This is a genomic window from Campylobacter sp. 19-13652 (assembly GCF_019702925.1).
In the GTDB taxonomy this organism is placed as follows: domain Bacteria; phylum Campylobacterota; class Campylobacteria; order Campylobacterales; family Campylobacteraceae; genus Campylobacter_A.
In genome coordinates this window covers 441,916-460,107 of record NZ_AP024713.1, presented here as the reverse complement: position 1 = coordinate 460,107, position 18,192 = coordinate 441,916, and the positions used below count along the sequence as shown (strand labels likewise).

22 protein-coding genes and 1 pseudogene are annotated in these 18,192 nt (G+C 41.0%); 1 reads left to right on the top strand and 22 read right to left on the bottom strand.

Features of this window, described 5'->3' with window-relative positions:
• Window positions 1-40: 40 nt before the first annotated feature.
• Window positions 41-250, top strand: a pseudogene (locus tag LBC_RS09165) (phenylalanine--tRNA ligase subunit alpha); the annotation flags it as partial.
• Here the strand turns inward: LBC_RS09165 and LBC_RS02165 are convergent.
• The 22 genes from LBC_RS02165 to LBC_RS02060 all read right to left on the bottom strand — a co-directional run bounded on the left by LBC_RS02165 (window position 234) and on the right by LBC_RS02060 (window position 18,130).
• Window positions 234-1,730, bottom strand: a complete 1,497-nt coding sequence (locus LBC_RS02165; protein ID WP_221254482.1) for a Ppx/GppA phosphatase family protein — start codon at window positions 1,728-1,730, stop codon at window positions 234-236. The pseudogene LBC_RS09165 and the gene LBC_RS02165 sit on opposite strands and share 17 nt — an antisense overlap.
• On the bottom strand, window positions 1,730-2,956 hold the full coding sequence (locus LBC_RS02160) for a HAMP domain-containing sensor histidine kinase (RefSeq protein ID WP_221254928.1): 1,227 nt from the start codon (window positions 2,954-2,956) through the stop codon (window positions 1,730-1,732). The genes LBC_RS02165 and LBC_RS02160 overlap by 1 nt, the downstream gene beginning before the upstream one ends.
• A gap of 38 nt (window positions 2,957-2,994) precedes the next feature.
• Entirely contained in the window at window positions 2,995-3,666 is a 672-nt protein-coding gene (gene hsrA / locus LBC_RS02155) for a homeostatic response regulator transcription factor HsrA (protein ID WP_221254481.1), read from the bottom strand.
• Between the two features lie 211 nt (window positions 3,667-3,877).
• Window positions 3,878-4,201 (bottom strand): dihydroneopterin aldolase, encoded by a 324-nt coding sequence (locus LBC_RS02150; RefSeq protein WP_221254480.1) that lies wholly within the window; start codon window positions 4,199-4,201, stop codon window positions 3,878-3,880.
• Entirely contained in the window at window positions 4,198-4,812 is a 615-nt protein-coding gene (gene plsY / locus LBC_RS02145) for a glycerol-3-phosphate 1-O-acyltransferase PlsY (RefSeq protein WP_221254479.1), read from the bottom strand. Before plsY ends, LBC_RS02150 begins: the two co-directional genes overlap by 4 nt.
• On the bottom strand, window positions 4,809-5,594 hold the full coding sequence (locus LBC_RS02140; RefSeq protein ID WP_221254478.1) for a tRNA 2-thiocytidine biosynthesis TtcA family protein: 786 nt from the start codon (window positions 5,592-5,594) through the stop codon (window positions 4,809-4,811). Before LBC_RS02140 ends, plsY begins: the two co-directional genes overlap by 4 nt.
• On the bottom strand, window positions 5,591-6,274 hold the full coding sequence (locus tag LBC_RS02135; protein ID WP_221254477.1) for a 5'-methylthioadenosine/adenosylhomocysteine nucleosidase: 684 nt from the start codon (window positions 6,272-6,274) through the stop codon (window positions 5,591-5,593). The genes LBC_RS02140 and LBC_RS02135 overlap by 4 nt, the downstream gene beginning before the upstream one ends.
• Window positions 6,271-7,197 (bottom strand): ACP S-malonyltransferase, encoded by a 927-nt coding sequence (gene fabD / locus LBC_RS02130; RefSeq protein ID WP_221254476.1) that lies wholly within the window; start codon window positions 7,195-7,197, stop codon window positions 6,271-6,273. The genes LBC_RS02135 and fabD overlap by 4 nt, the downstream gene beginning before the upstream one ends.
• Before the next feature lie 9 nt (window positions 7,198-7,206).
• The gene (locus LBC_RS02125; protein ID WP_221254475.1) at window positions 7,207-7,806 is read right to left on the bottom strand and encodes a peptidylprolyl isomerase; all 600 of its coding nucleotides are present in this window, start codon (window positions 7,804-7,806) and stop codon (window positions 7,207-7,209) included.
• A 175-nt stretch (window positions 7,807-7,981) separates the two neighbouring features.
• The gene (locus tag LBC_RS02120; protein ID WP_221254474.1) at window positions 7,982-8,809 is read right to left on the bottom strand and encodes a tol-pal system YbgF family protein; all 828 of its coding nucleotides are present in this window, start codon (window positions 8,807-8,809) and stop codon (window positions 7,982-7,984) included.
• A gap of 3 nt (window positions 8,810-8,812) precedes the next feature.
• Entirely contained in the window at window positions 8,813-9,322 is a 510-nt protein-coding gene (locus LBC_RS02115; RefSeq protein ID WP_221254473.1) for an OmpA family protein, read from the bottom strand.
• Window positions 9,323-9,373: 51 nt separating this feature from the next.
• Window positions 9,374-10,594, bottom strand: a complete 1,221-nt coding sequence (gene tolB, locus LBC_RS02110; protein ID WP_221254472.1) for a Tol-Pal system protein TolB — start codon at window positions 10,592-10,594, stop codon at window positions 9,374-9,376.
• Between the two features lie 22 nt (window positions 10,595-10,616).
• A complete protein-coding gene (locus LBC_RS02105; RefSeq protein ID WP_221254471.1) occupies window positions 10,617-11,432 on the bottom strand; it encodes a TonB C-terminal domain-containing protein in 816 nt (271 codons plus the stop codon).
• Complete coding sequence (locus LBC_RS02100) at window positions 11,432-11,827, bottom strand: biopolymer transporter ExbD (protein WP_221254470.1); 396 nt, start codon at window positions 11,825-11,827, stop codon at window positions 11,432-11,434. Before LBC_RS02100 ends, LBC_RS02105 begins: the two co-directional genes overlap by 1 nt.
• Entirely contained in the window at window positions 11,820-12,410 is a 591-nt protein-coding gene (locus LBC_RS02095; protein WP_221254469.1) for a MotA/TolQ/ExbB proton channel family protein, read from the bottom strand. Before LBC_RS02095 ends, LBC_RS02100 begins: the two co-directional genes overlap by 8 nt.
• 2 nt (window positions 12,411-12,412) lie before the next feature.
• Window positions 12,413-12,805 carry an ATP synthase F1 subunit epsilon gene (gene atpC / locus LBC_RS02090; protein ID WP_221254468.1) on the bottom strand — a complete coding sequence of 131 codons (393 nt, stop codon included), beginning with the start codon at window positions 12,803-12,805 and terminating at the stop codon, window positions 12,413-12,415.
• 10 nt (window positions 12,806-12,815) lie between these two features.
• Window positions 12,816-14,213: a F0F1 ATP synthase subunit beta gene (gene atpD, locus LBC_RS02085; RefSeq protein WP_221254467.1), complete on the bottom strand. Its 1,398-nt coding sequence runs from the start codon at window positions 14,211-14,213 to the stop codon at window positions 12,816-12,818.
• Window positions 14,214-14,223: 10 nt separating this feature from the next.
• Window positions 14,224-15,114 (bottom strand): ATP synthase F1 subunit gamma, encoded by an 891-nt coding sequence (gene atpG / locus LBC_RS02080; protein WP_221254466.1) that lies wholly within the window; start codon window positions 15,112-15,114, stop codon window positions 14,224-14,226.
• Window positions 15,115-15,124: 10 nt separating this feature from the next.
• Window positions 15,125-16,639 (bottom strand): F0F1 ATP synthase subunit alpha, encoded by a 1,515-nt coding sequence (gene atpA, locus LBC_RS02075; RefSeq protein ID WP_221254465.1) that lies wholly within the window; start codon window positions 16,637-16,639, stop codon window positions 15,125-15,127.
• Window positions 16,640-16,649: 10 nt separating this feature from the next.
• Window positions 16,650-17,180, bottom strand: coding sequence for a F0F1 ATP synthase subunit delta (locus LBC_RS02070; RefSeq protein ID WP_221254464.1), 531 nt, complete (start codon window positions 17,178-17,180; stop codon window positions 16,650-16,652).
• Window positions 17,180-17,698 carry a F0F1 ATP synthase subunit B gene (locus tag LBC_RS02065; RefSeq protein ID WP_221254463.1) on the bottom strand — a complete coding sequence of 173 codons (519 nt, stop codon included), beginning with the start codon at window positions 17,696-17,698 and terminating at the stop codon, window positions 17,180-17,182. Before LBC_RS02065 ends, LBC_RS02070 begins: the two co-directional genes overlap by 1 nt.
• Window positions 17,699-17,707: 9 nt before the next feature.
• Window positions 17,708-18,130, bottom strand: a complete 423-nt coding sequence (locus LBC_RS02060; RefSeq protein ID WP_221254462.1) for a FoF1 ATP synthase subunit B' — start codon at window positions 18,128-18,130, stop codon at window positions 17,708-17,710.
• Between the last annotated feature and the right edge of the window lie 62 nt (window positions 18,131-18,192).

Below are 18,192 nucleotides of genomic sequence, written 5' to 3'. Positions count from 1 at the left end.
AAAATAGTAACTATATTGTAAAGATGTAAAAAAGGGCTTTTTAACCACTACTTTTGCGCAACTAAAAAGCCTAGAAGGGGACAAGAAAAAAGAGCAAGCAGCAAAGCTAAACGCTCTTAGAGATACTCTCTCTGAGCTTATAGAGGAGAAAAAATCGCAGCTAGAACAGGCTGAAATAGACGCTGCCATGAGGGCAAGTGCAGTAGATGTAAGTATGTTTAGAATAAATTTAACTACACAAACGAAATAGCAAAAGTATCTGGCTTTGCTAGCTTTTTTATCTCATCTTTAGCTAGGCTTAGCCCTCTGCCACCTATGATGCTAAGAGCTTGATTTTCGTAGGTAAACTCGAGCTTTGCCCCAGCGCAAGATATATCAAGCGCACGAGCCAAATAGAGCATAAAGCTAAGCCATCGCACCACATAAGCAGGGGGCAGGAGCTTTTCTAGCTTATCATATTCGTATACGCTTTTTTTGCCGTTTGTGCCGATTATCGCGGCTATGAGAGCTTTTTGCTCGTGAGTATAGCCGTAGTTTAAGGAATTTAAAACTATATAAGCTGAGTTTTTGTGATCATTATAAAAGCCTATATTTGAGCCTATGTTTATGAGCTTTGACGCAGTTAAAAGCTCTTGAATATAGCAATTTTCGAGCTTATGCACTGGCGAAAGTGCCTCAAAAATCGCTTTTGCGTAGTTTTTGATATTTCTATTAGGATTTACGTTAAAACGGTCTATTAGGGATTTTAGTCCAGGATTTAACCCATTTGCAAACTTAGCGAGCATTAACCCAAGTTCACCACTTTTTACCTCAGCTCTTTTATTAAGATAAAGCCCTAAAAAATCATTTAAAAACACGCCCTCGCGCACGCCCACGCCGCTGGTTATTACTCTTTTTACTCCAAGGGCTTTAGCTACAGCTAAAAATATATGTGCCCCCTCTCTAATAGTGTCAAAGCGCTCTTTTTTAATGCTCAGTCGCTCAAGCCCCAAAACTGTAGAATTTGCAACCGAACTTAGATACTCCTCATGCACGCTAAGCTTATATTCAAAATTATGAAGCGTACTTATAGGGTAGCGTTCTCTTGAGATTATAGCGCTACTAAGCGCACGTAGGCTGCCACCTATGGCTATGATGTTTTCACAGCGAAAATCATCTATCACGCCCTTTATCGCGTCTGCTAAAAATGATTTTAAATTTGCTGTGTTTTTATTGTCAAAAAATAGCTCTTTTAGGCGAACCGTGCCTAAATTTAAAGATATTGCCTTGCATATTCGTCCGTTTTCAACAAGAGCAAGCTCGGTACTACCACCACCTATATCTATGGTAACGCCCTTTTTAAATGGTGCTAATAAATTTGCCGCAGCCGTCGCGCCAAGTATAGCCTCCATTTTGCCGTCTATTACCTTTAAATTTATATTGCATTCGCGCTTTACTGCTGATATAAGCTCACTTGAATTTGGAGCATCACGCAAAGCAGAAGTGCCGACTGCATAAATTTTATGGCATTTATGAGCCTTAGCTATTTGGGCAAACTCGCAAAAACCATCAATCGCACGCTGCATGCTCGCCTTTGAAATTTCCCCAGCGCTATTATATCCACCAGACGCTAAACGCACCTTTGTCTTAAACTCAGCAAGGGTAAAAAACGCCCAACGACTCGTACGCTCATAAATCGCAAGTCGCATTGAATTTGAGCCTAAATCTATCACCGCCGTGCGTTTTGCCATTAATTTGCCCTTTGTATATTTATGATTAATGTTGCCTCTGCACCATTACTATCTTTTCTATTTTTCAAAGACACCGTGGCACCTAGCGCATCAGCTGCACCCTTAGCCAAAAAAAGCCCAAGCCCAGCACCAGGCTTGTTGCCGTATCTTTTAAACGGCGCAAATAAATCCGCACTCTCATCTATCCCCTTACCATTATCAAGCACCATTACCCTAAACTCATCACCCACTAAAGAGCTTTTTATGATTATATCGCTTTGTTCTGGGGAAAATTTAATAGCATTTTGGACGAAATTTTGTATTATATGCATTAAGAGTGTCGGCTGAATCAGCACCTTTAATTTAGAAGGCATTAGCTCTAGTTTGATATGCTTTTTTTCCTGATGAGCTAGGATTTTAAAATTATTTGCCATTTCTGTTAAAAATGCAACTATATCAATCTCTCTAGGCTCCTCAAACTGTGCGCCCTCTTGCCTCCCTATCTCTAAAATCGAGCCTATCATGGCATTCATCGAATTTATAGCCTCGTTATTTGCACGCAAAGCCTCTATGTATTTTTCGCTTTCGCGTGGCTTTATTAGCGTTACTTCGTTTTTGGTTTTCATTACAGCTAGCGGCGTCTTTAGCTCATGCGCAACACCTATAAAAAGCTCTTTTTGATAGCCGACAAATGTCTTAATCCTGCCGATTAGCTTATTTATGCTTTTGCCAAGAGGTTTAAATTCTACAGGAAGCCCCTTTAGGTCTATTTCTTGTAAAAAATGCTCGTTTATATTTACTATTCTAGCAGATAAAAGCCTAACTGGCACGAGCAGCATCCTGGATAAAAATAGAGCGTAAAATACAATAAGAAAAAGCGCAGACGCACTAACTATAATAATATCTACAAGAATTTGATCTATTAGGCGTTTTTGCAAAGTAGCGTCTCTGCTTAGTCTTAAGTATTTACCACTTACATAAGGGTGGTAAAGCACGAGGTAATTGCGCCCACCTGATTCATAAAATTTATAGTGTGGCTTAGACTGGGCCAGCACTCCAGCAACAATCTCAACATCAGTGCTACCATCACTTAGAGTACTAAGGGTAAAATGCCCAGCCATAGGAGGCTCTAGATTTATCTGCTTGGTTAAAATTTCAGCATTAAATTTAAGCTCCTGCACCACACTTTCATAAATGGTAACGCGAATATAATAATAAAGCATTACCGTTATGATAGCCACCAGCATCATAGAAGCTGAGGCTAGCTGGAGAATAAATCTAAGTCTTAGGCTTTTTTCGGAAAGCAAAATCTATATCCGCGTCTTCTTACCGTTTCGATTGTAGATATGCCTAGAGGCTTATCCATTTTTTGGCGAATTTGATTGATAGCAACTTCGATTACATTTGGAGTTACAAGCTCTGGCTCCTCCCAAATCGCATCAAGAAGCTGCTCTTTGCTCACTATTTGATCTGAGTGGCGAGCTAAGTGTGTAAGCACCTCAAACGGCTTACCTTTTAGCTCTATATCTTGCCCTTTATAGGTGATTTTCTCCTCATCTGGGTCGATAATTAGATCATCAATTTTAATGGTATTTGTGCCACCAAAGCGAAGCCTAGCCTCTATGCGAGCCACTAATACATCAAAATCAAATGGCTTTTTAATATAATCATCAGCTCCAGCACGAAGTGCCTTTATTTCACTATCCCTGTCATCTTTTGCAGAGATTACTACAACAGCTGTGCGAGGAGATTTTTGCTTTATTGTATTAATTAAATCAACTCCATCCCCATCAGGAAGCATCCAGTCAGTTAAAACTAGATCATAATTTCGTATACCTATATAATACTCAGCGTCTTTAAAATTTTCTGAGCTATCAGTTTGGTAGCCAAACTCCCCAAGTCCTTCAGCTATCGTCTTGCCAAGTGTTGTTTCGTCCTCGACTATCAAGATTCGCATTTTAATATCCTTTTAAAAATTTAAGGCGGATTATAGCATAGTTTAAGCAATATTTCAAGATATTTTAATGTTTTTTTAAAATAAAATATCTGCACATTAACAAAAGTGGCAAACTATGGGAAAGATAAACGACAAAGACTAAAAACAGAGGACGAAATTCTAAAAATAAGATTAGTTATTTAAAAATTAAAAAACAGGCTAAAATAGGCTTTTAAAACTCAAGCTCTATTTTTGCGCCCACAACGGTATTTGGCAGTATATTTGGCTTTGAAATTTCAAGCCTTAAGCTTTTAAGAAAACTAAAGCTTGATTTTAAATTTTTAGCACACTCGCTAAGTGCCTCTTCAACTGTCTCAAACCGCCCATTTTGCACAGTTTTTTTAATAATCTCACAAGCAATAGCGTAATCTATAAACTCGCCGTTAAAAGAGCTCATATTTGCCGACATTACGACTTCTTGCTCGTCTACTCGCTCAAAATCCAAAAGTCCGATAATGGCTTTAAATTTAAGCTCTTTTATAAAAACTGTTATCATATTACAGCTTTTTCTTCTCCGCAAAAGAGCCGTTTTATATTTGGTATGTGCTTATAAACGACTAAAAACGCTATTATTAATACTGGAGCTTGCGTGTTTAATCCACTAAGGCTAGGATTTAGCAAAAAAGACGAAACCAAAAGTGTGGTCAAAGCGGTAAGACTAGCAAGAGAGCTTACCTTTAAAAGCCTACCCACCAAAAACCAAGCAATAAGCGCAATACCAACACAAAGCGGCAAAAAGCATGCTAGTACGCCAGCGCCTGTGGCTATGCCTTTGCCACCCTCAAAGCCAAGGTACGGAGAGTAACAGTGTCCAAGAACCGCAAGTACCGCCATAGCCCACTGCACGCTATCATCAAAGCCCATATATCTAGCCACCAGTATAGGTGCAACACCTTTTAAAGCGTCAAGCACAACGGTCATAACTGATAAAATTTTAGCAAGTCGAGGATTTTCCTGCTTTACCACTCGAAGGACATTTGTTGCCCCTATGCTCTTGCTACCGCTATTTTTTATATCAACTTTAGCAAAAACCCTAGCCAAAATAAGCCCAAACGGTATAGCCCCCAGCAGGTAAGCAACCGCGTATAAGATTAAATTCGTACTCAAAGCTCCTCCTCGCTCATTCCGTCTATGTTTTTATTTAGATACTCAGGTGCAAAAAACGTACCCAAGTGGATATTTTCAAAAGCGGCTTTTAGTGATATAAAAAGCTTTGGATTTTGCTTTTCTAGTTCACTTAAAAGCTCTTTTGTCTCAGCTCGTGCATGAGGCATTTTAACATCAAATCTCATTGCAGGACACGCCTCATCACCCACTACGCTTAGCCCGTTTCGTACAGCATTCTCACGTAATTGTCGCTCTCGCACAAATATAAAAGGACGAATGACTTCTATACCGTTTTTAGCTCGATATTTTGGAGCTAGGGTACGGAGTGCACCATTGTAAGTAAAGTTCATAAAAAAGCTCTCAACTGCGTCATCTAAATGGTGCCCTATGGCTAGTTTATTATAGCCATGCTCTAAGGCGTACGTATAAAGATAGCCTCTACGCATACGGCTAAAAAAGCTGCAAAAGCTGGAGTTTTTACGTATTTTTTCCTTTGATGTCTCAAATATCGTACTATCTATCCCCTCCCAGTCTATGCCATGCTCATCGCAGTGGTCTCTAAGGTAGCTAAAATCCTCGCCCATTCCGTAGCTTAGAGTCACTGCTTTAAATTCAAACTTTTCAGGGGTTACTCGCTGCATATGCTTTAGCACGTGAGCTAGCGCTAGGCTATCTTTGCCACCACTAAGCCCTAAAAGTATCCTGTCTCCGCCTTGAATCATTTTATATTTAGCGTTTGTCCTGCCTACGGTGCTTAGGAGCTTTTTGCTTAAATCTATCATAGTTTTTCAACCATGCTTAGCACAAAATCAGCACTTACCTTAGCCGAGCTAGCCAAAAACTCATCAAAATCAAACTCAGCTCCACCGCCAGCCTCATCGCTAATAGCACGAAGTACAAAAAATGGCACGCCAAGCTGACTGCACACCTGAGCCACACTAGCACCCTCCATCTCGACGACATCGGCTTTAAAAGTATCTTTTATCCACTCTTTTTTGCTAGCTTCGCAGACAAAAATATCTCCAGTTGCTATTATGCCACTTTTTAGGATCAAGCCTTTTTGCTCAGCTGTTTGTTTAGCTATATCGTTTAAATCACTATCTGTTTTTGTAAAAATTTCAATACCTGGAACATAGCCGTGTGGATGTCCAAAAGCAGTAATATCTAAATCATGCTGAAGCAAAGAGGTAGCAAACATCAAATCCCCTATCTTAAGCCCATGGCTTAAAGCCCCAGCCACACCTGTAAAAAGAAGTCTACTAGCATTAAATTTCTCAATCATCACAGTGGCTGTTATGGCCGCGTTTACCTTACCGATTTTTGAATAAGCTATAACAAGCTCATTGCTAGCGTAATTAGCTAGATAGAATTTATTCTTAGCATACTCTATCTCTTTATACTCTTTTACGCTTTTAAGTATCGGCTCAATCTCCTCCTGCATAGCCCCTAGTATAGCTATCATGCACCCTCCAACTCAACAAGTGCCGCATCAAGGCTTGCGATATCTGTTATGCTTAACGTTGGCTTATTTGTGATTTTTTTATTTATACCTTTTAGCACACTTGCGCCTAGTTCTATAAATACATCAACTTCATCTTGTACGTTTTGAATGCTCTGCTTATAAAGCACAGGGCTTACTAGCTGAGCTTTTAGTAACTCAAGGGCTTTTGCCTTATCACTGTAAGCGCATGCGGTTACATTTGAAATCACAGGCGAAAACTCGCCAGCCATGACTTTTTCAAGCTCACCTACAAGAGTCTTACTAGCGGTATCTAATAATGGACAGTGGCTAGCCACGCTCATATCAAGTAGCATAGCACGCTTTGCTCCAGATTGCTTAAAGACACTCTCGCAACTTGCTAAATCATCTCTAAGCCCCGCTATAACAACCTGTCCATCGCAGTTAAAATTTGCAGCATATACCTGCTTACCCTCACCTCTGGCTTGTTCACATATTCTGCTTACGCTTTGATCATCTAATCCAAGCACCACCATCATGCCAGCACCTTTGCCGTCGCAGTCTTTTTGCATTAGTTTTCCACGTAAATTTACTAGCCCAATAGCATCAACAAAGCCAAAAGCTCCGCTTACAGCAAGCGCAGAAAACTCACCCAAAGAATGCCCCAAGGCAAAAACAGGATTTAGGCTCATGCGAGAACGCAGTGCCTCATAAGCCATTAAAGAATTTAACACTATAGCTGGCTGGGTAAACTCGCTCTTACTAAGATCATCATTTGGCTCAAAAAGCAGGCTTTTAAAATCTATGCCGAGTCGTAAGCTCGCATCATCAAGCAGCGCCTTAGCAGCTGGGATAGAGTCATAAAACTCCTTTCCCATTCCTACACTTTGAGAGCCCTGCCCTGCAAATATCAGTGCATATCTCATAAATGCCTCTTAGTGGTGATGTCCGCCGCAGCAGCCGCCACCGCCATGCTTGTGCTTGCCACCGCCTCCGCAGCAGCCACCTCCACCATGATGATGGTCGTGATCGTGATGGTGATGTCCGCCGCCACCGCAACCGCAGCTATGTCCACCGCCTACCATACCACTTAAAAGCTCGTCATCAGTAGCAGGTCTTGACTCCATTATGTCTACGTCAAAAAGCAGATCTTTACCAGCATATGGGTGGTTAAAATCCACCATTACCTCATTTTCACCAATAGCTTTTACAGTTACTCTTACGGTAGCGCCGTCCTCGCCCTGTCCGAATAGCTCCATTCCTTCTTTTAGCTCAATACCAGCAAACTGCTCAATATGCACTTGTTGAATGGCGTTAGCGTCATATTCCCCTAATGCGTCAGCGCAAGGTATCTCTACTTTTGTCTTTGCGCCAGTTTCTAGCTCGCTTAGAGCCTCTTCTAGCTTATTTAACACCTGATTTTTACCAGTTATAAACGCCACAGGCTCACCTGAAGCCATATTTGATTCTAAAACCTCACCAGTTTTTGCATCTTTTAACTCATAAAACATAGTTATGACTTGATCTTTTCTCACGTAATTCTCCTTATTAAAAAATAAGGTAGATTATAGCGAAATAAAGTTTAAACTACTCCGATTTTTGGATAAATTTTAAATACAAAAAGCTACTTAAGGGCTGTTAAAACGTAAATACAGTTAAGATGTATAGAAATTGTTAAATTTAATGAATTTAAAATAATAAAGAGTCAAACTACTCTCTACTTGGAGCAGCTTGAGCCTCTTTTGAGTCTGGATAGCCAACTTTTAAAGCCTTATAGAATTTATTAGCACTTGCTGTATCGCCTATTTTATCAAAGCTAATAGCAGTATGGTATAGTAGCTTTGGTATATAATCGGCTTTATCATAAAGCTCTATTGATTTTTGATAATACTTTATAGCACTTTGATATGATTTTGAAAAATAATAACTCTCACCTAGGTAAAAATTTGACATTGCAGGCTTGTAATTTTGAGATATTAAATACTCAAGTCTCTCTATTGCGCCTTTGCTATCTTTTGAAAGCATATCTTTAGCTTGAGATAGTAAATCTGCTTTATTTTTACCTTTAAATTTATCAGCCGAACTTGCCTCTTGATTAGATGCACTTTGCGCTTTTGCGCCACCCTTATCTATTAAAGCACCAAGCTTGTTTAAAGCTTTATTTATCTTATCAAAGTTCTTTTCCTGTAATCGTCTAGTCTCTTCTGAGTACTCTTTTATAGATGTTAGGCTTAAAGTTGTGGAGTCTGTATCGCCATTTACCCTAGCTTCTAACTCATTTAGCCTTTGCTCTATTTTTTGCATTCTAGCACTTAACCCCTCGACTATACTAGAAAGTCCCTGTACTTGCTCTGTTAATACACTTAAATTTGACTCAACATTTTGGACATTACGACGATTTTTAAGGACTGCCTTTTCGCTATCTGTTAGTCCATAAGGGTTTGCATTTTCTAAATTCCCAGCCTCAAATACTGAAGTTTCAGCAGAATTTAAAGCGAGGGTCATAGCCCCCGCTAGTAAAATGGCTTTTTTTAGCATAAATTACTGAAGCACTTTAAAATCAGCGCGACGATTTTGAGCATCGCAAGCTTTGCTGTGTTCTGTACATACTGGGTTGCTCTCGCCATAGCTAACTACAGAGACACGCTCAGCAGCTATACCACGGCTTACTAGGGCGTCTTTTGCACTTTTTGCACGCTTAAGTCCTAGAGCATAGTTGTACTCATCGCTACCCCACTCATCACAGTTGCCCTCTACTTTAATATTAAATGCGCTTGCGTCTTTGCCATTTAATATACTAGCATTTTGACTTACTATGCCTTGCTGATCTGCTTTGATATTAAATTTATCAAAGTCAAAATGTACGCTACCTAAACTACCGTTTATGCTTGAAATTAAAGCAGCTAGGACTTCTGCATCGCTAGGCCCAATAACAGGAGCTACAACCTCATCAACGACTACAGTTTCAGTCGAAGCTTCAGGGGTTTTAGAGCCACAACCAGCGATAACTAAAGCGCCAGCAACTAATGAGCCAAGTAGAACTTTATTCATTTTTATTCCTTTGTAAAAAATTGTGCGGATTATACCACAAATTTAATTAATTTACCAGTCAATCGACTGAATTTTTCCTACTTTTAGAGGAAATTGAAAGCTTCTATTTTCATTTAGTCTAATAACACCAAGGCTTGTTTGTGCACCCACTTCTTTGATAAAGACGACGCTTCCGCCATCACTTGAAAATCTAGGATAAGTATTTTTCCCACTTGCTGTAAGCTGCCTTATGAAATCTGTCTTTGTTGAGATTAGATATATATTAAAAGCTCTGCCAAAGCTACTATCTTCACGGCTTGAGTAGACTATATAGTTGCCAAAAGTGCTAACAGAGCTATTATTTTTACCGCTAAATACAAGCTGCTCTACTGCACCGCCATTTATGCTTGTTGAAAAAACATTTGGATAGCCCATACGATCTGAGACAAAAACCACCTTAGTATCATCATCGACAAAGTTTGCATTTACATCTATACCGGCATAATTAGTAACCTGAGAAAGCTGCTTTGAGCGAGTATCATATATGAATATGTCTGGCTGGTCTTTTGGCGCCATTGTTAGGAGGATTTTAGCTCCATCAAGGCTCACATCAGAAGCTACAAGCATACCACGTCCGGATATAACCTTACTCTTTTTACCGCTAGATAAATTAAATTTATAAAGTACAGGGTCGCTTCCATCTTTTATGTGAGTATAGTAAAAATCCTGCTGGCTAGCCCCCGCCCATTTTGGGAAAATATTTAAATCTCCACTAACAACTACTTTTTGATATGTTAAAGTATAATCTCCTACTACAATCTCACTTTTATGAGGCGCAGTATATCTAGAAAAGACTATAAATTTATCCATCCAGCCAACTGGAGGAAGTCCTAGCTCCACTACTAAATCAACCACGCTTTTGTGGGCTAAAAATGGATATTTCGCCCTATCATTTATGCTGTATTGATGCTGAGATTTTATAACCCCAGTGGCTGAGTTTATAAGCCAAGTATCAAGGCTTAAAACACCCGCTTGCTCACTTAGAGCATACCTTAATACAAGCTCGGAACGCTCCTTGGCACCCTCGCCATCTACTATCTCAAAATCAGAGCTTACCCTAACATCACCTTGCATAATTTTTGCAAATTTAGCTTTTAGTGTGCTATCTTGTATGCTTGAGATGTCCTCTATGGCTATACGAGGTAGCGCAATGGCCTGATTTATAACAGAAATGGTCGCATCTGCTGCAAACGAATAAACGCAAAGCAGAGCGGCTAGAATTAGTTTTTTCAACTTTTTCTCCTTAAAATTTTTCTCATCTGAAAAGTTTATCAACTAAAGTTAAATCTAAAGTAATTACGCTACTTCCATGAGCAAAAGTCTCTAAAGTAAGGGCTTGCAAACACTCTTTGACCTTTGAATTAAATGTCTCATCATAAGGTAGGGCGATAATTTCATAGCTAAACCGCCCATTTGCATCTATGCTAACGCGCACTTTAGCCTCATTGTTTGAATCAGCCTTATAGCTTTGCCACTTGCGCTGGATTTGCTTTTCGATGGCTCCATAAAGTGGATTATAGATGCCAGTTTTTTGAGATTTTGGAGCCTTTGCACTTTTATCCAGCTTTAGGCTGTTTACTATCTTACTAGCTTCATTGCTTGGCTTTTGAGGCTTTTCTTTCGGCTGGGGCTTTGGCTTTGGTTCTGGCTTAAATTTAGTAGTATCAATACTGCCAAAAAGCTCCTTTAAATCAGGCTTTTGCTCTTTTGGCTCCTCTAATTTTGGCTCTGGTATTTCTTGGGGTTTTGGCTGTTCTTGCGGCTTAGGCGGCAATGGCTCTAGTTTTGGAATTTCAAGCTCTGGCTTTGGCTCGTCTTTTAAAATTTCAGGCTCTTTTTGTGATGTGTCCTGCTTTATCTCATCCTTTAGCTCCTCTGATTTTTTAGATTGAGTTATCTCAGGCGAGACCTCTGGCAAGTCTATAATAACATCCATAAAAGCGTCTTTGTCATCTGTATATTTTTTAGCACGCTCATTAGAATCTAATAGTGCGAAAAATATTCCAAAAACCAAAGCAATGTATATAAAAATAGCTACAAAAAACGAGCTAATCGTTGGAAAACGAGGCATTAGGCGTCCGTCTGTAAGGCGACTTTTGTAAATCCAGCGTTTTTGATACTTTTAAGCACAAACATAACATCCTCGTATCTTAAGCTCTTATCAGCTCGTAGATAAACGGTCGATGATTTATTAAATTTAGGAGCTAAAAGTATCATATTATCAGGAAATTCATTTATATCAAAAAGGCTCTGCCCCACACGCACCTTTCGCTCTTTGTTTATAAATACGACTAAATCCTCAAGTTTTACTGCTGTAGCCTTACTTTGCGAACCACTAGGTAAGGCTATATCCTCATCGTATGTTATAGCTGGTGCTGTTACCATTAAAATAGCAAGCAAAACAAGCATAATATCGACTAATGGGGTGATATTTAGCTCAGGTGCATCATCGTCAAATTTAAGCATCTAACTCACTTTTTCCGCGCACACTTAAAAGGTCTACTTGTTGCTCAATAACACTTACTAGCTCATATGATCGGCGCTTTAAGAGTATATTAAAGCTATAGGCTGGAATAGCCACCAAAATACCAGCAGCCGTAGCAACTAAAGCCTCAGAAATAGCTGGCGCTATCACAGATAATGATGAATTTGCTCCATTTCCAAGCCCAGCAAAGGTCTCAAGTATGGATACAACCGTGCCAAAAAGACCAATAAAAGGCGAAGTGGAGGCTATAACTGAAAGCCACGCAAGTCCACTTGTGGCGCGCTTTTGAGCCATTAAAAGACAAATTCTAAGTTTTTTTTCATTTATGTTTTCGCCACTATTTGCGCACTTTGAAAGTGAAGAGCCAATGCTAGGGCGTATAGAGCCTCTTACAAGGCTCTCAAGCGAATCCCTTTCTGCTTTATACCATAAAGATAAGCCACTCATGCGTGAAAGCAATATGCTAAAACTTAATATAAAATATAAAGATAGCCAGCCAAGGACTACTATGCTTACTATACTACTTCTTGAAAAGTAGTTTAAAATAATATCAACTGCGCCCACTACTATCGCCTAGATCTTGCCATGTCATCAAGCTTTGCTATCGTAGCAGCAAAAGCGGTAGTCTCACTACTTGCGGCGCTAATTAGCTCTTTTGCTTTTGTTAAATTAATAGCTAATTCGCTATCGTCCGAACCATGCAAATAGACTGCACCATCAGCTAAAACGGTTACTTTATGCTCATCTACTTCGGCATAGCCCCAGTTTATGGCGACTACGTCTCGCTTATTCTCAAGCCCAGTGATGTCAATAACGCCAGCTTGCAGCAGCGATATAAGAGCAGCGTGGCGTGGTAAAACGCCAAACTCCCCATCACTACCAGGCAAAACCACGCTAGCAACATCGCCTGAGAAAACAAGCCCCTCAGGTGTTACTATCTCTAAGTGAAGCTTATCCATTTTAGCTCCTTTAGGCTTTTAGTTTCTCAGCTTTTGCTATCGCCTCGTCTATGCCGCCCACCATATAAAACGCCGCTTCTGGCAGGTGGTCGTATTTGCCTTCAAGTATGCCTTTAAAGCCAGCGATGCTCTCTTCTAGGCTTACATACTTGCCCTTAACGCCAGTAAAGACTTCGGCGACGAAAAACGGCTGAGATAGGAATTTTTCTATCTTTCTAGCTCTATCGACTACTAGTTTATCCTCTTCGCTTAGCTCGTCCATACCCAAAATGGCGATAATATCTTGCAAGTCTTTGTATTTTTGAAGCACGGCTTGCACGCCACGAGCTATCTTATAATGCTCTTCGCCTAGTATGTTTGGATCAAGCATTCTTGATGTGCTATCGAGTGGATCAACGGCTGGATAAATTCCCTTCTCAGCAATGGCTCTGTTTAGAACCGTTGTAGCGTCAAGGTGAGCAAAAACGGTCGCAGGCGCTGGGTCTGTAAGGTCATCAGCTGGCACATAAACAGCCTGAACTGATGTAATAGAGCCCTTTTTAGTCGATGTGATACGCTCTTGGAATTTACCCATCTCGCTAGCAAGAGTCGGCTGATAGCCCACGGCACTTGGGATACGTCCTAAAAGCGCTGACATCTCCGCACCACTTTGAGAGAAACGGAAAATGTTATCGATAAACATAAGCACGTCTAGCCCCATCTCATCACGGAAGTACTCAGCCATAGTAAGACCAGTAAGCGCAATCCTGTTTCTCGCCCCTGGTGGCTCGTTCATCTGTCCGTAGCATAGGGCGACTTTGTCAAGGACGTTACTCTCTTTCATCTCGTGATAAAGGTCATTACCCTCCCTTGTCCTTTCACCAACACCAGCAAATACTGAGTAGCCGCTGTGCTTAAAGGCGACGTTGTGGATTAGCTCCATAATAACAACCGTCTTACCAACGCCAGCACCGCCGAATAGTCCGACTTTACCGCCCTTTGCGTATGGGGCAAGCAGATCGACTACCTTAATTCCAGTTTCAAAGACTTCGCTTTTTGTGCTTTGCTCTTCAAATGGTGGCGGATCTCTGTGGATAGACCAGTGCTTGTCAAAATCAACGCCCTCGCCCTCGTCTATCAAATCGCCCACGACGTTAAAAATTCGTCCCAGCACCTTTTCGCCCACAGGCACTTTTATCGGGCTTCCTAACGCAGTCGCACTAAGCCCCCTAGTAAGCCCCTCACTCATATCCATAGCAATCGTTCGCACCCTGCCATCGCCTAGGTGGGCGGCGACTTCTAGGATTAGTCTGTTTTTTACGCCTTCGACTTCAAAATTTACTTCAATAGCTTCGTTGATTTTTGGTAGATACTCGGCAAAATCGACATCGACTACCGGTCCCATTACCTGAGATATTATGCCTTTCATATACTCTCCTTTATTTCATTGACTCGACACCACTTATGATTTCGATTAGCTCTGTGGTGATTGATTCTTGTCTTGCTTTGTTGTAGGCTAGGTTTAGCTCTCTGACTCTCTCTTTTGCGTTGTTTGTGGCATTATCCATAGCTTGCATTCTCGCACTATGCTCGGCTGCTAGGCTATCGACAAGCGAATAATACATACTATACTCAAAATACTTGCTAAGTAGCTCTTCAAGTATCTTTGTATCATCATCGCTTGGCTCAAACTCCATCATAGAGGTGCTATCTATCGTCTCTTCTGCTTTTGGCGGCTCGACTGGGACGACGTCATTTACCCTAATCTCCTGAGAGATCATATTTTTATAGCCATTATGCACGACGACGACTTTATCCGTAACGCCAGCTTTAAAGTCCTCTATCGCGTCTCTTATAAGCTCGCTAGCCTTTTCGTAGCTTGGCGATGAGCTAACGCCTGTGTAGCTTTTTAGAATTTCAAGATTTTGAAAAGTAAAAAACTCCATTCCCTTTTTGCCGACTGCCCTTAGCCTGACTTTTATATCTTGGGTGGCGTATTTGTTTATCATATTACGCACGACCTTGATAGTCTGGACGTTAAAGCCGCCACAAAGCCCCTTATCAGCGGTAACGAAAATAATATCGACCACTTTTACAGGCGCTTTGGTGTCAAAAAATTTACTCTGCGTAGCCACTGATGCGTATTGGTTTATTTTAAACGCAATTTCGCTTAGCACCTCGTTTATCTTAAGCGCATACACCCTTGACTGGCGGGCTGCCTCTTCTGCTTTGCGTAGCTTTGCAGTCGAGACTAGCTTCATCGCCCGTGTCGTCTTTTGGGTGTTTTGGACGCTTTTTATCTTTCTTTTTATATCTTTTAAATTTGACATAGTCTAGCCTTTATGCAACAAAGGTTGCCTTAAAGTCCTTAAGTGCTTTATGCAGCAGACTTTCGCTGTCTTCGCCCAAAGCTTTAGCTGTCCTGATTTGCTCGTAAATTTCAGGGTATTTTACTTCTATAAAAGGATAAAGCTCGTTTTCAAATTTACCCACGCTAGCTGTTGGGACATCGTCTAAATAGCCCTTTGTGCCAGCAAAGATAATCACGACTTGCTTTTCAATCGCAAGCGGAGAGTATGGAGGCTGCTTTAGGACTTCGACCATTTTTTGCCCACGCTCTAGCTGCTTTCGGCTACTCTCATCAAGATCTGAGGCAAACTGAGCAAAGGCCTGAAGCTCACGATACTGCGCTAGGTCTAGACGGAGATTTCCAGAGACTTGCTTAATAGCCTTAATCTGAGCCGCACCACCCACACGAGATACCGATAGACCCACGTTTATCGCTGGGCGGATACCTGAGTTAAATAGGTCGCTTTCTAGGAAAATTTGTCCGTCGGTAATTGAGATGACGTTTGTCGGGATATAGGCTGAAACGTCGCCCGCTTGCGTCTCGATAATAGGCAGAGCCGTAAGTGAGCCGCCGCCTAGCTTGTCATTTAGCTTGCTCGCTCTTTCAAGAAGTCTTGAGTGTAGGTAAAATACGTCGCCTGGATACGCCTCACGACCTGGCGGACGGCGAAGGATGAGGCTCATCTCACGATATGCCACGGCGTGCTTGCTTAGATCATCATAGATGATTAGGGCGTGTCGTGAGTTATCACGGAAATACTCGCCCATTGTTACGCCAGCGTATGGGGCTAGATACTGAAGTGCGGCTGCGTCGCTAGCACCAGCATTTACGACTATGGTATACTCCATCGCTCCAAATTCTTCTAGCTTTTTTACCACCTGAGCGACGGTTGATTGCTTCTGCCCGATAGCAACGTAAATACAGACGACGTCTTGCCCTTTTTGGTTTATTATGGTATCGATTGCAACAGTGGTTTTACCTGTTTGGCGGTCGCCGATGATTAGCTCACGCTGTCCCCTGCCGATTGGCACTAGGGAGTCAATCGCCTTTAGTCCAGTCTGAAGTGGCTCGTGCACGCTCTTTCTAGCCATTATGCCCTTTGCCTTTTCTTCGACAAAGCGTGTTTCAGTGGCGTTTATCGCGCCCTTGCCATCAAGCGGCTCGCCGAGTGAATTTACAACCCTGCCTATCATAGCGTCCCCAACAGGCACTCGCAAAAGCTTGCCTAGGCGTTTTACGGAGCTGCCTTCTGTGATTTTATCGGTCTTGCCAAGGATAACGATACCGACGCTGCTCTCTTCTAGGTTTAGCGCCATACCCTTTTCACCACTTTCAAACTCAACCATCTCACCAGCCATAACGTTTTTAAGCCCATAGACGTTTGCAACGCCGTCGGCTACTGATATGACCTTGCCAGTCTCTTCTATATCGACTTTTAGCTCAAAGCCCTCGATTCGCTCTTTTATGATAGCGCTGATTTCATCAGCTCTGATTTTTGCACTCACTCTATCTCCTTTAAATTGCTTTTAAAATATATTCACTAAGCTGCGATTTAAATCTATCTACGCTAAAGCTAACTTCCACACCAAGTCCATCTAGCTCGACCTTTGCTCCATTAAATTTATCAGTCGCACCAGATAACTTTATATCAGATTTAAAATGCTGCGAAAACTTCTTAGCAAGGTCGTTTAACTCAGCTTCACTAAGTGATTTTTGAGTATAGACATTGCCGATATATTCACCTTTTTTGGCACTTATCTGATCTAAAAGAGACTTTGCTATCTCTGGGATTAGCCCTAATCTTTTATTCTGAGCTAGCAAATTTATTAAATTTTTTACCTTGTCATTTTTACAATCAATCAAACTCAGTAAAAAACCGACTTTTTCCTCAGGTTTAACCCCTGGAAATGATATGATGTTTTTTAGCTTTTGGCTCTTAAAACAACCAGCCAAATCAAGCAAACAAGACGATAAGACCTCAAGCTCGGCATCATCACTACTTGCTATAATGGCTTTTACATATTTTTTAGATATTGCCAAACTCATTAGCTAACCTTCTTAAGTATTATATTTATAAGCTCTTTTTGTTCGATTTGCAAATTTTTAGGGTCTAACACGTCATCTAACACCTCGCTAACAACGGTTTTTGACATTCTTCTAGTCTCAAATTCACAGGAAGCGTCAAAGCTTCTTTGCATACTCTCTATCTCAGCCTGCGTCTCTTTGGCTACTTTATCGCGGATAAGTTCCGTCTCTTTTTTAGCCATCTCAACAAGCTCAGCTGCAGAGGTTTTTGCATTTTGCAAACGACGCAGAGCCTCCTCTTTTTTAGAATTTGAAGCCTTTAGCTTTTCCTCTGTACTTTTAAGCCTGCCAGCAATAGAGTCTATCCTAGACTGATAAAGCGCCTTTAACGGTTTTGCCGCTAAATAATAAAGTATAGAGAAAAATATAACAAAGTTTATAATCCTCTCGACTATATCATAGTCTGGATTGTGCGCAGCATCCGCGGAAGTAGACGCAATCGCAAAAGCTGGGATAAGAAACAGTAAAATACCTCTCATTATCTCTCCTTAAATTTTTGCCAGTTTGACAAGTAAAGCAGATTTAAACTCTGGCGCTTGAGACTCTAAGCTAGACTTTAGCTCGGTTCTTTTAGTGGCTAGTTGGGCGCTAAACTCACTATATTTTGCCTCCAACTCAGCCCTTTTAGCAGCTATCTGTTTGTCTGCTTCTTCCTTAGCAAGATTTAAAGCATCAGACTTTATTCTCGCCGCCTCTTCTCTAGCTTTTGACAAGACTGCTTCTATCTCGGACTCGGTAATGCTTAAATCACCCGCCGTAGACGCTATGCTTTTTTCACTAGATCTTATAGAGTGCTCTCTATCGTCCATAAATTTAAGCATAGGCTTATAAAGCATCGTGTTTAAAAGATAGATAAGAGCTAGGAAGACAATAGCCGTAAATACCATCAAATCGGTATGTATTTCTAGCATCTACTCTCCTTTTGAAAAAAATTAATGTCATTTGTCTTTGGATTGTACAATAAAAAATAAAA